Here is a 13,666-nt window from a genome sequence, read left to right on the forward strand (position 1 = left end):
GCCGGGGTACCAGGCGTTACGGAACTACGACGCACCGCGCCGCACCGTCGTGCACTACTTCGCGGGGACTTCCATGACCGCCCGCAGCTCGCGGGCCCGCGCGGCGAGCTCTTCGATCGTGAGCGGCTTGTTCTCGACGGGGACGGTGACCGTCACCAGGGAGCTGTGGTCGCCCCACATGCACAGCGGCAGCGACGCCGCGTCCATGGTGAGCGTGCCGCAGCGCATCGCGCCGCCGGCCGGCTTGCCGGCGTCGTGGGTGGTGATCTCCGAGTCCTTGACGCCCATGGATATGAGCCCCTTGGTGAGTTCCGCGCCCGGGTCCTCGTCCCCGAAGGCGGCGGCCGTGCCACTGACGACCAACTGCGCGGTGCCCGCCTGGTCGGCGTAGACCACGGCCACGTTCTTCGTGCCCGTCTTCTCGGCGCCCTGGCCCTGCTTGATCGCGTCGACGCGCGGTCCGGAGTCCTGGAGGGTCAGGCCCTGGAAGGTGGCCGGGGGCACCAGCTCGTACGTACCGGCGTCGTCCGGGCCGCCGACCGCGCCCAGGGCGAACTTGACGGCGAAGGCACCCGCGGCGAACGCGAGCACCGTCCCGACGGTCTTGAGGGCGCGCTTGCTCTTCGCGGGCGCCGGCGCCGGCGCGGGCGCAGCCGCGGGCGCGCCCGCGGGCTGGGGAGTGATCTCGTTCATGTGCGCATCAGACGGGTCCGGTACGGCCGGGGGCAATGGGCGGCCGCACTGCGGTATGGATTCGTAACGGAGGCGGGACCGCCCGTATCCTGTGCCCCGTGACCGAGAACACGCAGACACCCAGTGCCCCCAACTCCGAACTGCCGACCACGTACGCGCCGGCCGAGGTAGAGGGGAAGCTCTACGAGCGCTGGGTAGAGCGTGGGTATTTCACGGCGGACCCCGCGAGCGAGAAGCCCGCGTACACCATCGTCATCCCGCCGCCGAACGTCACCGGCTCCCTGCACCTGGGGCACGCCTTCCAGCACACGCTCATGGATGCGCTGACCCGCCGCAAGCGGATGCAGGGCTACGAGTCGCTGTGGCTGCCCGGCATGGACCACGCCGGCATCGCCACCCAGAACAAGGTCGAGCAGCAGCTCGCCGAGGAGGGCAAGTCCCGCCACGACCTGGGCCGCGAGGAGTTCGTCGAGCGGGTCTGGCAGTGGAAGGAAGAGTACGGCGGCAAGATCCTCGGCCAGATGCGGCGCCTGGGCGACGGCGTCGACTGGTCGCGCGAGCGGTTCACGATGGACGAGGGTCTGTCCAAGGCCGTCCAGACGATCTTCAAGAAGCTCTACGACGACGAGCTGATCTACCGCGCCGAGCGCATCATCAACTGGTGCCCCCGCTGCCTGACGGCCATCTCGGACATCGAGGTGGAGTACCAGGAGGACGCGGGCGAGCTCGTCTCCATCAAGTACGGCGAGGGCGAGGACACGCTCGTCGTCGCCACGACCCGCGCCGAGACGATGCTCGGTGACACGGCCATCGCCGTCCACCCGGACGACGAGCGCTACAAGCACCTGGTCGGCAAGCTCATCAAGCTGCCGCTCACCGACCGTTCCATCCCGGTCGTCGCGGACACCCACGTGGACCCGGAGTTCGGCACCGGTTGCGTCAAGGTGACGCCGGCCCACGACCCGAACGACTTCGCCATCGGGCAGCGCCACGGCCTGCCCAACATGACGATCATGGACGAGCACGGTGTCATCACCGTCCACGGCCCCTTCCTGGGTCTGGACCGCTTCGAGGCCCGCTCCGCGGTCGTCGGCGCCCTGCGCGAGCAGGGCCGGATCGTCGCCGAGAAGCGTCCGTACATGCACTCCGTCGGACACTGCTCGCGCTGCTCCACCACCGTCGAGCCGCGCCTGTCCCTCCAGTGGTGGGTCAAGGTCGAGACGCTGGCCAAGGCCGCCGGTGACGCGGTCCGCGACGACCGCGTCAAGATCCACCCGCAGGAGATGGAGAAGCGCTACTTCGACTGGGTCGACAACCTCAACGACTGGTGCATCTCGCGCCAGCTGTGGTGGGGCCACCGGATCCCGGTCTGGTACGGCCCGGCCGGCGAGGTCGTCTGCGTCGGACCGGACGACGAGGCGCCGACGGGAGAGGGCTGGGTCCAGGACACCGACGTCCTCGACACCTGGTTCTCGTCCGGCCTGTGGCCGTTCTCCACGCTCGGCTGGCCGGAGAAGACCCCGGACCTGGAGAAGTTCTACTCCACCGACGTCCTGGTCACCGGCCACGACATCATCTTCTTCTGGGTCGCCCGGATGATGATGTTCGGCCTGTACGCCATGGACGGCGAGGTCCCCTTCAAGACGATCGCGCTGACGGGCCTGGTCCGTGACGAGCGCGGCAAGAAGATGTCGAAGTCCTTCGGCAACGTCGTCGACCCGCTGGACTGGATGGACAAGTACGGCTCCGACGCCGTCCGCTTCACCCTGGCCAAGGGCGCCAACCCCGGCACCGACGTGCCGATCGGCGAGGACTGGGTCCAGGCCTCCAGCAAGTTCGCCAACAAGATCTGGAACGCCACGCGCTTCGCGCTGATGAACGGCGCCACGATCGAGGGCGACCTGCCGCCGGTCGAGGAGCTGTCCGCGACCGACCGCTGGATCCTGTCCCGGCTGAACACGACGGTCGCGCAGGTCGACGCGTACTACGACGACTTCCAGTTCTCCAAGCTCAGCGAGGCGCTCTACCACTTCGCGTGGGACGAGGTCTTCGACTGGTACGTCGAGCTGTCGAAGACGACCTTCTTCGCGGGCGGCGAGCCGGCCAAGGCCTCGGCGCGGGTCCTCGGCGAGGTCCTCGACGTGATGCTGCGCCTGCTGCACCCGGTGGTCCCCTTCGTCACCGAGACGCTGTGGACCACGCTGACCGGCGGCGAGTCGCTCGTGATCGCCGACTGGCCGAAGGACAGCGGCTTCCGTGACGCGGCCGCCGAGGCCGAGATCGAGGGCGTCCAGACCCTCGTCCGGGAGGTCCGCCGGTTCCGCAAGGAGCAGGGCCTCGACGACAAGCAGAAGGTCCCGGCCCGCCTGGACCTGTCCGGCACCACGCTGGCCGCGCACGAGGCCGCCATCCGGCAGGTGCTGCGCCTCCAGCCGGAGGGCGATGACTTCAGCGCCACCGCGACCCTGCCGGTCGGCGGCGCCACGGTCGCGCTCGACCTGTCGGGCACCATCGACGTGGAGGCCGAGCGCAAGCGCCTGACGAAGGACCTGGGCGCCGCCGAGAAGGAGAAGCAGCAGGCCGAGGCGAAGCTCGGGAACGAGGCCTTCCTGGCCAAGGCCCCCGACAACGTCGTGGACAAGATCAAGGGCCGGCTGGCCAAGGCCGAGGCGGACATCGCCCGGCTGAAGGCCCAGCTGGACGGGCTTCCGGCTGCCTAGCACCGCGTAGGACACAGAAGAGGGAGGGTTCCCGCACCATCCGTGCGGGAGCCCTCCCTCTTCGTTCACGCCCCGAAGGCGGCCCCGGGCAGGGACTTCCGGCCTGTCCGAAGTGCCCTAAATCACTGCTTGTATGGCCCGGGGGGATCCGATCCGGGGGCGCCGAACACGGATGATGGAGGGCATGCACGCCAAGTCCGCCCCCTCGGCGCTCCACCGGATCACGGCCTCCGGCCGCCGGCTCGCCCAGGGCTGGGCCGGTTCGCCCCGTGCGATGGACGTGCTCGCCGCCCTCGCCTGCCTGGGCCTGATGGCGCTCGACCTGCCGGGCCTGGCCGCCGCCGACAACTCGCTGAGCGGGCCCGCCGCGGCCGTCGTCCTCGCGCTGGGATGCTCCGCCCTGCTGGTGCGGCGGCGGCTGCCCTGGATCTCGTACCTCGCCGCGCTGCTCTTCATCGGCTGGCTGCACGAGCTGACCCTGATCCAGTTCGCGCTGTACTCGGTGGGCCGTTTCCGCGGGCGCCGGGCCGGTGTCCTCGCCACGCTCGGCTACCTCGCCTTCGTCCTGTGCCTGTTCTGCTGCGTGCCGGGCTGGCCCACGACCCGGGCCGAGTCGGTCAGTTCCTTCCTCAGCCTGGTCGTGCCCATCGGGGTGCTCGCCTCGGCCGTCGGCATCGCCGCCTACCGGCACGACCTGGTGGGGGAGCTCACCGCGCGCCGGGCCGAGTCCGCGGTGCTCCAGGCCGTCCAGCAGGAGCGGACCTCGGTCGCCCGCGACGTCCACGACTTCGTCGGGCGGGAACTGACCCTGCTGACCGTGCGCTCCGAGGTGTTGTCGGTGCGGTCGCGCGAGACCGCGTACGCGAAGGACTTCGAGGAGCTCGCGGACACCGCGCGCCGGGCCCATCTGGTGCTGAACGAGATCATCGTGCAGCGCGGGGAGCGGGCCGCGACCCCGGGGGTGGACGGGCTGGCGGCGCTCGCGGAGGAGAGCGGGCGGGCGGGTTCGCCCGTACGGCTGGCCATGGATCCGGACGTGAACGGGCTGTCGCCGCTGCGGCAGGCGGCGGTCTACCGGGTGGTGCAGGAGTGCCTGACCAACGCGGCCAAGCACGCGCGCGGGGAGACCATCGAGGTGTCGATCGCGGCGGACGGCCCGCAGCTGCGGATCGCCGTCCGCAACGCGCTGCCCGCCCGCACCCCGAGCCGGGCCCCGGTCTCGGCGGGCTCGGGAACGGCGAGCATGTCCGAGCGCGTGCGCAGCCTGGGCGGAACCCTGACGGCGACGCGCACGGACGACGCGTACCTCGTCATCGCGACCCTCCCGCGCGGCTAGGGCTTTCTCGGCTCAGGGGCTCAGGGGCTCAGGGGCTCAGGCCTTTCGGCTCAGGCCTTCGCCGGGGTCAGCAGGCCGCTCAGCGTGTCCAGGTCCTCCACGCAGCGGCCGGAGCCGAGGGCCACGCAGTCCAGCGGGTTGTCGGCGACGAAGACCGGGATGCCCGTCGCGGAGGCCATCCGCAGGTCCAGACCCGGGAGCAGCGCGCCGCCGCCGGTCAGGACGATGCCGTGTTCCATCACGTCGCCGGAGAGCTCCGGGGGGCATTCCTCAAGGGTGGTGCGCACCGCCGCGATGATCGCCTCGACCGGCTCGTCGAGCGCGGCCCGGACCTCCGGCGCGCTCAGTACGAGGGTCTGCGGCATGCCGCCGACCTTCTCGCGGCCGCGCACGGTGAAGGTGCGGGTCTCCAGCTCGGGCCGGTCGGGCACGGGCCAAGCCGAGCCGATGGCCACCTTGAGGTCCTCGGCGGTGCGCTCGCCGATGAGGAGCGCGTGTTCCTTGCGTACGTAGTCCATGATCGCCGCGTCCAGCCGGTCCCCGCCGACGCGCAGCGACTGGGAGGTGACGATGCCGCCCAGCGAGATGACGGCGACCTCGGAGGTGCCGCCGCCGATGTCGACGACCATCGAGCCGCGCGCTTCGGCCACCGGCAGCCCGGCGCCGATCGCCGCGGCCATCGGCTCATCGATCAGGTGCACGGTCTTGGCGCCGGCCCGGGTGGAGGCGTGGATGATGGCCCGCCGCTCGACCTGGGTGACGCCCGCCGGTACGCAGATCACCATCCGGGTGCGGGGGCGGCGGCCGGGGACGGCCTTGCGGACGAAGTGCCGGATCATCTCCTCGGCGGCCTCGTAGTCGCAGATCACCCCGTCCTTGAGGGGGCGGATGGCGGTGATGGAGCCGGGGGTGCGGCCGATGGTCTCCTTGGCCTCCGTCCCGACGGCCAGCGCGGTGGTGGTGCCCGCCTTCACGGCGACCACGGACGGCTCATTGAGGACGATTCCGTGCCCCCTCGCGTAGACCAGGGTGTTCGCGGTGCCCAGGTCTATCCCTATGTCGCGGCTGGATCCTGTCGTGTTGCTGCTGGCCTGCGGCATTTGCTCCCCTATCTCCTGTCCGCAAGGCTTGCATAACGATCAGGTCGCCCTGGTGGCCGAAGGTCCCGAAACGCCCGGGTCGAAAGTCCTGTGGGTCCGCGTCCGTAGACTGGGCGCGTGAGTGAGCAGCAGCCCGAGAGCCACGACCGCGACGAGTTCGACCAGATCGTGGCGGAAGAGTCAGACCGCGACCCCGACCTGGCGGTGATCGAGGCCGGCAGCCGCACCCTGCGCACCCAGGCCGGACCGCCCCAGGGCGACCCGGTACCCGCCCGGCCTACCGACCCGGAGGCCGCCAAGGCGCTGCTGGAGGTGGAGCAGGAGCTTTCCACCCGCTGGGGCGAGACCAAGCTGGAGCCCTCGGTGACGCGGATCGCGGCACTGATGGACGTACTGGGCGAGCCGCAGCGTGCCTACCCGACCATCCATGTGACCGGGACCAACGGCAAGACCAGCACGGCCCGCATGATCGAGTGCCTGCTGAACGCCTTCGAGCTGCGCACCGGCCGGTACACCAGCCCGCACGTACAGTCGATCACCGAGCGGATCAGCCTCGACGGCGCCCCGATCGACGTCGAGCGGTTCGTCGAGACCTATCACGACGTCAAGCCGTACGTGGAGATGGTCGACGCCGCCGAGGAGTTCCGGCTGTCGTTCTTCGAGGTGCTGACCGGGATGGCGTACGCGGCCTTCGCGGACGCTCCCGTCGACGCGGCCGTGATCGAGGTCGGCATGGGCGGCACCTGGGACGCGACGAACGTCATCGACGCCGCGGTCGCGGTGGTCACCCCGATCAGCCTCGACCACACCGACCGGCTCGGCTCCACGCCCGGCGAGATCGCCCTGGAGAAGGGCGGCGTCATCAAGCAGGGCGCGACCGTGATCCTGGCGCAGCAGCCGGTGGACGCGGCGCAGGTGCTGCTGAAGAAGGCCGTCGAGGTCGACGCGACCGTCGCCCGCGAGGGCATGGAGTTCGGCGTCGTCTCGCGCGAGGTCGCGGTCGGCGGGCAGCAGCTGACACTGCGCGGCATGGGCGGCGAGTACGACGGCATCTTCCTGCCGCTGCACGGCGCGCACATGGCGCACAACGCGGCGGTGGCGCTGGCCGCCGTCGAGGCCTTCTTCGGGATCGGCCAGGAGGGCGCCCGGGTCCTGGACCTGGAGACCGTGCAGCGGGCCTTCGCCACGGTGACCTCGCCGGGCCGCATGGAGGTCGTGCGGCGCAGCCCGACGGTGGTCCTGGACGCGGCGCACAACCCGGCGGGCGCGGCGGCCACCGCGGAGGCGGTCACCGAGTCGTTCGGCTTCAGCCGGCTGATCGGGGTCGTGGCGGCGAGCGAGGGCAAGGACGTCCGCGGGGTGCTGGAGGCCTTCGAGCCGATCTTCGCGGAGGTCGTGGTCACGCAGAACTCCAGTCACCGCTCGATGGACGCGGACGAGCTGGCGGCCGTCGCCGTCGAGGTCTTCGGCGGGGACCGGGTGCAGGTGGAGCCGCGGCTGGACGACGCCCTGGAGGCGGCGATCACCCTGGCGGAGGAAGAGGCCGAGTACGGAGGGGCCGGGGTCCTGGTGACCGGTTCCGTGATCACGGTGGGCGAGGCCCGCCTGCTGCTGAAGAGGGGCTGAGGGATGCGCACGCTGTGTGCGAGCACGCTGATCGGCGAGTTCTTCGTGATCGGCTTCGCGGGGCTGGTCGCGATGAAGGACCCGGACCTGACCCAGGCCACGGTCTGGACCGTGTGCGGGGTCGCGATGCTCCTGTCGGTGCTGCTGTGCGGGATGCTGTCGCGTCCCGGGGCGGTCCAGCTGGGCTGGGCCCTGCAGATCGGCCTGGTCGCGAGCGGGTTCGTCGTTCCGACGATGTTCTTCCTTGGCGCGGTGTTCGCCGGACTGTGGTGGTGTTCGGTGCACTACGGCCGCAAGATCGACATTGCCAAGGCCCGCTGGGCGGCCATGGCGGAGGACTCCGCGGCCGCCGGGACGCCTGACGCTGCGTGACGGGTCCCCATCCGGGCACCCCCGATGGCCCTGTAGATTCGTCCTACCGCACCCGTATGCCGCAAGGAGCCCCAACATGACCCAGCGCACCCTCGTCCTGCTCAAGCCCGACGCCGTCCGTCGTGGTCTGATCGGCGAGATCATCGGCCGCATCGAGCGGAAGGCCGGCTGGACCATCCCCGCCCTGGAGCTGCGCACGCTGGACCAGGAGACCCTTGAGGCGCACTACGGCGAGCACAAGGGCAAGCCGTTCTACGAGCCCCTGATGGGCTTCATGGCGAGCGGCCCGATCGTCGCCCTGGTGGTCGAAGGGGAACGCGCGATCGAGGGTGTCCGCCAGCTGGCCGGACCCACCGACCCGATCGCCGCCGCGCCCGGCTCCATCCGGGGGGACTTCGGCACCATCGTCCGGGAGAACCTGATCCACGCCTCGGACTCCGAGGAGTCCGCCGAGCGGGAGCTGAAGCTCTTCTTCCCCGCTCTCTGAGCACTCTTTCCTGACGTGACATCAGCCAAATAGCGCTCATGACCTGGGGCGACCGAAGTAATTTCGGTCGCCCTTCGGTATTTCGGAGCGGAAGCGGGAACGCCTGGGCAAGACCCGTCGTCACCACTTAGGGGGCGGGTTTCCGATCCGGCGGGATTGCCGGAGTCCCGTCGCGCGGTCCGAGTACTCACGGCACTACGATGGGGCCTCCACCCACACACCCACTCGCCGACCTGACAGCAGCCGCTATCAACTGGAAGGCCAGACGCTCCTCATGGGGAACAAGGGGAACAACATGTCGTTCATCGGCCGTGACATGGCGATCGACCTCGGGACCGCCAACACGCTGGTGTACGTGAGGGGCCGGGGGATCGTCCTGAACGAGCCGTCCGTGGTCGCCATCAACACGAACACCGGTGGCATCCTGGCGGTCGGCTCCGAGGCGAAGAAGATGATCGGGCGCACGCCCGGGAACATCGTCGCCGTACGGCCCCTCAAGGACGGCGTCATCGCCGACTTCGAGATCACGGAGCGCATGCTCCGCTACTTCATCCTCAAGATCCACAAGCGCCGCTACCTGGCCCGTCCGCGCGTCGTGGTCTGCGTGCCGTCCGGCATCACGGGAGTCGAGCGGCGCGCCGTCATCGAGGCGTCCACGCAGGCCGGCGCCCGCCAGGTGCACATCATCGAGGAGCCCATGGCCGCCGCCATCGGCGCGGGCCTGCCCGTCCACGAGGCCACCGGCAACATGGTCGTGGACATCGGCGGCGGCACCACCGAGGTGGCCGTCATCTCCCTCGGCGGAATCGTCACGGCACAGTCCATCCGGGTGGCCGGCGACGAGCTCGACAACGCGATCATCCAGCACATCAAGAAGGAGTACTCGCTCCTCCTCGGTGAGCGGACCGCCGAGCAGATCAAGATCACCATCGGGTCGGCGTACGACCTCGACAAGGACGAGCACACCGAGATCCGCGGCCGCGACCTGGTCTCCGGCCTGCCCAAGACCGTGGTCATCTCGGCCGCCGAGGTCCGCAAGGCCATCGAGGAGCCCGTCAACGCCATCGTCGACGCCGTCAAGACGACCCTCGACAAGTGCCCGCCGGAGCTCTCCGGCGACATCATGGACCGCGGCATCGTCCTGACCGGCGGCGGCGCCCTGCTGCGCGGCCTCGACGAGCGCCTGCGCCGCGAGACGGGCATGCCGATCCACATCGCCGAGGACCCGCTCGACTCCGTGGCGCTCGGCTCCGGCAAGTGCGTCGAGGAGTTCGAGGCGCTCCAGCAGGTCCTCGACGCCCAGCCCCGGCGCTGATCCGTCGCTGACACACACCCCTCCCTGCCGGAGGGGCCATGCGGAACACACAAGGATCCGCCGTACGGGTGCTACCGGGCCCGTGCGGCGGATCGTTGATATACAGGCAAAAGAGAATTCCGACGAGGAAGGCACGGCCGCCGCACGTGAGGGACACACGAGAAAGCCGGCTGCTCCTGGTGCTTCTGATCGCCATCGCGTTCGCATTGATCACGGTGGACATCAGGGCAGGCGAGGAGTCGCCGGTCGACGGTGCCCGACAGGCCGCCGCAGCGGTCTTCGGCCCCGTCGAGAAGGGCGTGGCGACGGCCGTCGACCCGGTCGCCAACGCCATAGGGGCGGTACGGGACTCCGGGAGCCGGCACAACCGCATCGCCACGCTGGAGCGCGAGAACGCGGCCCTGAAGGCCAGGCTCGGCAGCGCCGACCAGACCCGCAGCCGCATCCGCGAGCTCGACGAGATGCTCAAGCGGGCGGGCGCCGGACAGTACGGGATCAAGGGCGCCGAGGTCATCGCGATAGGAGCGGCCCAGGGCTTCTCCTGGACCGTCACCATCGACGCCGGCAGCAAGGACGGCATCGAGCGCGACATGACCGTCCTCAACGGGGACGGCCTCGTCGGCCGCGTCACCACCGTCGGCCCCGACACCGCCACCGTCGTCCTCGCCAACGACCCCGACTTCACCGTCGGCACCCGCCTGGAGAAGACCGGCGAACTCGGCTTCGCCACCGGCCAGGGCGACCGCGCCCTGTCCGTCCAGATGCTCAACGGCAAGGCCAAGGTCAATCCCGGCGACCGGCTCGTCACCTTCGGCTCGCGCGGTAACAAGCCCTTCGTGCCCGGCGTGCCGATCGGCGAGGTCGTCAAGGTCGACTCCTCCCGCGGCGACCTGACCCGCACCGTCTGGGTGCGTCCCTTCGTCGGCTTCTCGCGCCTCGACATCGTCGGCGTCGTCGTGATGCCGCCCCGCGAGGACCCGCGCGACGCCGTCCTGCCGCCCAAGCCCGAAGCCCCCAAGCCCACCCCGACCGTCACCGTCACGGTCACCCCGTCGTCGTCCGCCACCGTGCCCGGCAAGCCGGAAGACGAGTAGGAGCAGCCCGCCCATGCCCTTCAACCGGATCCTGCTCTCGGCCACGCTCGTCGTGGTCGCCCTCGTCGTCCAGGTCTCCGTCCTGGGCAGGCTCCAACTGCCCGGCGCCGTGCCCGACCTGGTGCTGCTCACCGTCGTTGCCCTCGCACTCGTGTACGGGCACGTCAGCGGCGCGCTCATCGGCTTCTCCGCCGGCCTCCTCGCCGACCTGGCCCCGCCCGCCGACCATGCCGCCGGGCGGTACGCGCTCGTCCTGTGCGTCATCGGCTACATGGTCGGTCTGGCCCGCCCCGACAGCGGGCGGTTCCGTTCCGCCTGGGGCCCCATGCTCACCGTCGTGGCCGCAGCGATCGGCTCCACCCTGCTCTACGCGGGTGTGGGCGCCCTGGTCGGCGACACCGCCGCCCGCCACGTGGGCCTGACCGGGCTCCTGTTCACGGCGACCCTCTACGACCTGCTGCTCGCGCCCTTCACCGTGCCGTTCATCATGGCCCTGGCCCGGCGCGCCGAGAACGACCCGATGGCCGTCGAGGCCGGCGGCGGCCCCGCCAACAAGGCCGCCGACGTCTCCGCAGGCTGGCTGGCCGGCGGCACCGGCCTGCGCATCGGCAGCCAGCGCGGCGGCCTGCGCCTGAAGACAGCACGCTCCCGCGCCAACAAGGCCGGCCGCATAAAGGGCGTCAAGGCCGTCAAGGGTGTGAAGAGCATCAAAAAGCTGTAGGGAGGAGCAGGCGTGACCAACGTTCCGGAGACCGGCCGCACCTCCCGGGTGCAGATCAGGCTCATCATCATCCAGGTCCTCGTCCTTTCGATGTTCGTGACCCTCGGCGGCCGGCTCTGGTACCTCCAGATCCGCAACGGCGCGGAGTACTACCACGAGGCGAAGAGCAACCACGTCCAGCGGGTCGTCCAGCCGGCCGTGCGCGGGGCGGTCCTCGACGCCCGCGGGGTGCCGCTCGCCGACAACGAGACCCGTCTGGTCGTCTCCGCCAGCCGCACGGCGCTGATGAAGATGAAGGACAAGGGCAAGGGCGTCATGACCCGCCTCGCCGGCGTCCTCGACATGACCCCCAAGGAGGTCATGGAGAAGGTCCGCCTCTGCGACTCCGAAACCCCCGCGCCCTGCTGGAACGGCTCCCCGTACCAGCCGATCCCGATCACCCTCGAAGCCACCACGCAGCAGGCGCTGCAGCTGCGCGAACGCCCGGAGGAGTTCCCCGGCATCACGGCGGAGCCCACCGCCGTCCGCCGCTACCCGGCGCCCGGCGGGGCCCGCGCCGCACAGGTGCTCGGCTACCTCTCGCCGGTCACCGACGACGAGATCCAGAAGGCCAAGGACACCGACTCGCCGCACCTGCGCTCCGACCAGGTCGGCCGCTCCGGGATCGAGCGCACGTACGACAAGCAGCTGCGCGGCAAGGCGCAGGTCACCTCGTACGAGGTCGACAACCTCGGCCGGGTCATGCACCAGACCCAGTCCGACCCGGGAGTGGCCGGATCCACCCTCGTCACGAGCATCGACGCCCGGGTCCAGTCCGTCGCCGAATTCGAGCTCCAGCAGGCGATGAAGACCGTCCGCAACGAGACCGACAAGATCACCGGCCGCAAGTACGAGGCCGACTCGGGCGCCGTCGTCGTCATGGAGACCAAGACCGGACGCGTCGTCGCGATGGCCTCCCAGCCCGACTACGACCCCAACGCCTGGGTCGGCGGCATCTCCGCCAGGGACTACGCCAACCTCACCAGCGAGAAGTCCAACTACCCGCTGCTCAACCGGGCCATCCAGGGCCAGGCCCCCGCGGGCTCCATCTTCAAGGTGGTCTCGGCGAGCGCGGCCGTCCGGGCCGGCTACCCCTTCGACAGCAAGTACAACTGCAGCGCTTCCTACAGCATGGGCAACCGGAGCTTCGCGAACTTCGAGTCCAAGGGGCACGGCCCCATCACCCTCGGCGAGGCCCTCAAGTTCTCCTGCAACACCGTCTTCTACGCCCTCGGGCACAAGGAGTGGCAGCGCGACGGGGGCCTCAAGCCCGGCAAGAACACCCACGACTGGTTCTACCGGACCGCCCGCGAGTTCGGCCTCGGCTCCGAGACCGGGATCGACCTGCCGAACGAGGTCACCGGCCGGATCCCCGACCGCGGGTGGAAGAAGAGCTTCTGGGCGGCCAACAAGGACTCCTGGTGCAAGCAGGGCAAGAAGGGTGGCACCTACGTCGAGCAGATCGCCTACGAGAGCTGCCTCGAAGGCAATCAGCTGAAGGCCTTCGACAGCATCAACTTCGCGATCGGCCAGGGCGACGTCCTCGTCACCCCCATCCAGATGGCCACCGCCTACTCCGCCATCAGCAACGGCGGCACCCTCTTCAACCCCACGGTCGGCAAGGCCGTGATCAGCCCCGACGGGAAGCGCGTCGAGATGATCAAGCCCAGCTCCCACGGACGGCTACCGATCGACGCCCAGACCGTCAAGGACCTCGACAAGGGCCTGCGCATGGTCGTCGAGCCCGGCGGCACCGCCGCCTGGCGGTTCGGCGGCTGGCCGCTGGACAAGATCCCGATGAGGGCGAAGACCGGCACCGCCCAGGTCTACGGCAAGCAGACCACCTCGTGGCTGGCGACCTACACCGACGACTTCACGATCGTCATGACGATCTCCCAGGGCGGCACCGGCTCAGGCGCCTCCGGCCCGGCCGTGCGCAACATCTACAACGCGATCTACGGCCTCGACATGGCCGGCAAGCAGGACGTGAACAAGGCCCTGCTGCTGGGGCCCGAGGCGAAACTGCCCAGGATCCGCCCGGACGGCTCCATCGACTCCCCGGAGATCCGGCCGTACGTGCCCCCGTCCCCGGAGGAGTCGGCGCCGCCCGCGCTCGCCGGCCCGCCCGCCCAGCGCCCCGTATGGCACGACTGAGGACCGAAA

Annotated in this window: 11 protein-coding genes; 9 read left to right on the forward strand and 2 right to left on the reverse strand. The window is 70.2% G+C overall.

Going from position 1 to position 13,666, the window contains the following annotated elements; translation table 11 throughout:
- Positions 1-54 precede the first annotated feature (54 nt).
- Positions 55-693: a hypothetical protein gene (locus tag OG625_RS25780; protein WP_329385596.1), complete on the reverse strand. Its 639-nt coding sequence runs from the start codon at positions 691-693 to the stop codon at positions 55-57.
- Positions 694-791: 98 nt separating this feature from the next.
- Between OG625_RS25780 and OG625_RS25785 the strand changes: the two genes are divergently transcribed.
- Positions 792-3,413, forward strand: coding sequence for a valine--tRNA ligase (locus tag OG625_RS25785; protein WP_329385599.1), 2,622 nt, complete (start codon positions 792-794; stop codon positions 3,411-3,413).
- 184 nt (positions 3,414-3,597) lie between these two features.
- Positions 3,598-4,749: a sensor histidine kinase gene (locus OG625_RS25790; protein ID WP_329385602.1), complete on the forward strand. Its 1,152-nt coding sequence runs from the start codon at positions 3,598-3,600 to the stop codon at positions 4,747-4,749.
- Between the two features lie 50 nt (positions 4,750-4,799).
- Here OG625_RS25790 and OG625_RS25795 read toward each other — a convergent pair whose 3' ends face one another.
- Positions 4,800-5,849 (reverse strand): rod shape-determining protein, encoded by a 1,050-nt coding sequence (locus tag OG625_RS25795; RefSeq protein WP_329385605.1) that lies wholly within the window; start codon positions 5,847-5,849, stop codon positions 4,800-4,802.
- Positions 5,850-5,966: 117 nt separating this feature from the next.
- Between OG625_RS25795 and folC the strand changes: the two genes are divergently transcribed.
- The 7 genes from folC (at position 5,967) to mrdA (ending at position 13,657) form a co-directional block, all read left to right on the forward strand.
- Complete coding sequence (gene folC / locus OG625_RS25800) at positions 5,967-7,475, forward strand: bifunctional tetrahydrofolate synthase/dihydrofolate synthase (protein WP_329385607.1); 1,509 nt, start codon at positions 5,967-5,969, stop codon at positions 7,473-7,475.
- A gap of 3 nt (positions 7,476-7,478) precedes the next feature.
- Complete coding sequence (locus OG625_RS25805; RefSeq protein WP_329385610.1) at positions 7,479-7,847, forward strand: DUF4233 domain-containing protein; 369 nt, start codon at positions 7,479-7,481, stop codon at positions 7,845-7,847.
- Between the two features lie 76 nt (positions 7,848-7,923).
- Positions 7,924-8,334 carry a nucleoside-diphosphate kinase gene (gene ndk / locus OG625_RS25810; protein ID WP_329385613.1) on the forward strand — a complete coding sequence of 137 codons (411 nt, stop codon included), beginning with the start codon at positions 7,924-7,926 and terminating at the stop codon, positions 8,332-8,334.
- A 295-nt stretch (positions 8,335-8,629) separates the two neighbouring features.
- Positions 8,630-9,649, forward strand: a complete 1,020-nt coding sequence (locus OG625_RS25815; RefSeq protein WP_069923827.1) for a rod shape-determining protein — start codon at positions 8,630-8,632, stop codon at positions 9,647-9,649.
- Between the two features lie 146 nt (positions 9,650-9,795).
- A complete protein-coding gene (gene mreC / locus OG625_RS25820; RefSeq protein WP_329385616.1) occupies positions 9,796-10,743 on the forward strand; it encodes a rod shape-determining protein MreC in 948 nt (315 codons plus the stop codon).
- A gap of 13 nt (positions 10,744-10,756) precedes the next feature.
- A complete protein-coding gene (gene mreD, locus OG625_RS25825) occupies positions 10,757-11,464 on the forward strand; it encodes a rod shape-determining protein MreD (RefSeq protein WP_329385619.1) in 708 nt (235 codons plus the stop codon).
- Positions 11,465-11,476: 12 nt separating this feature from the next.
- On the forward strand, positions 11,477-13,657 hold the full coding sequence (gene mrdA, locus OG625_RS25830) for a penicillin-binding protein 2 (RefSeq protein ID WP_329385621.1): 2,181 nt from the start codon (positions 11,477-11,479) through the stop codon (positions 13,655-13,657).
- Positions 13,658-13,666 lie beyond the last annotated feature (9 nt).

The sequence above is a fragment of the Streptomyces sp. NBC_01351 genome, assembly GCF_036237315.1.
In the GTDB taxonomy this organism is placed as follows: domain Bacteria; phylum Actinomycetota; class Actinomycetes; order Streptomycetales; family Streptomycetaceae; genus Streptomyces.

Excerpts from the sequence above, each read along its gene's own strand:
- OG625_RS25805 (WP_329385610.1), top strand. The coding sequence starts at position 7,479 with ATGCGCACGCTGTGTGCGAGCACGCTGATCGGCGAGTTCTTCGTGATC.
- mreD (WP_329385619.1), top strand. The coding sequence starts at position 10,757 with ATGCCCTTCAACCGGATCCTGCTCTCGGCCACGCTCGTCGTGGTCGCC.
- ndk (WP_329385613.1), top strand. The coding sequence starts at position 7,924 with ATGACCCAGCGCACCCTCGTCCTGCTCAAGCCCGACGCCGTCCGTCGT.
- OG625_RS25795 (WP_329385605.1), bottom strand. The coding sequence starts at position 5,849 with ATGCCGCAGGCCAGCAGCAACACGACAGGATCCAGCCGCGACATAGGG.
- OG625_RS25815 (WP_069923827.1), top strand. The coding sequence starts at position 8,630 with ATGTCGTTCATCGGCCGTGACATGGCGATCGACCTCGGGACCGCCAAC.
- OG625_RS25780 (WP_329385596.1), bottom strand. The coding sequence starts at position 693 with ATGAACGAGATCACTCCCCAGCCCGCGGGCGCGCCCGCGGCTGCGCCC.
- OG625_RS25790 (WP_329385602.1), top strand. The coding sequence starts at position 3,598 with ATGCACGCCAAGTCCGCCCCCTCGGCGCTCCACCGGATCACGGCCTCC.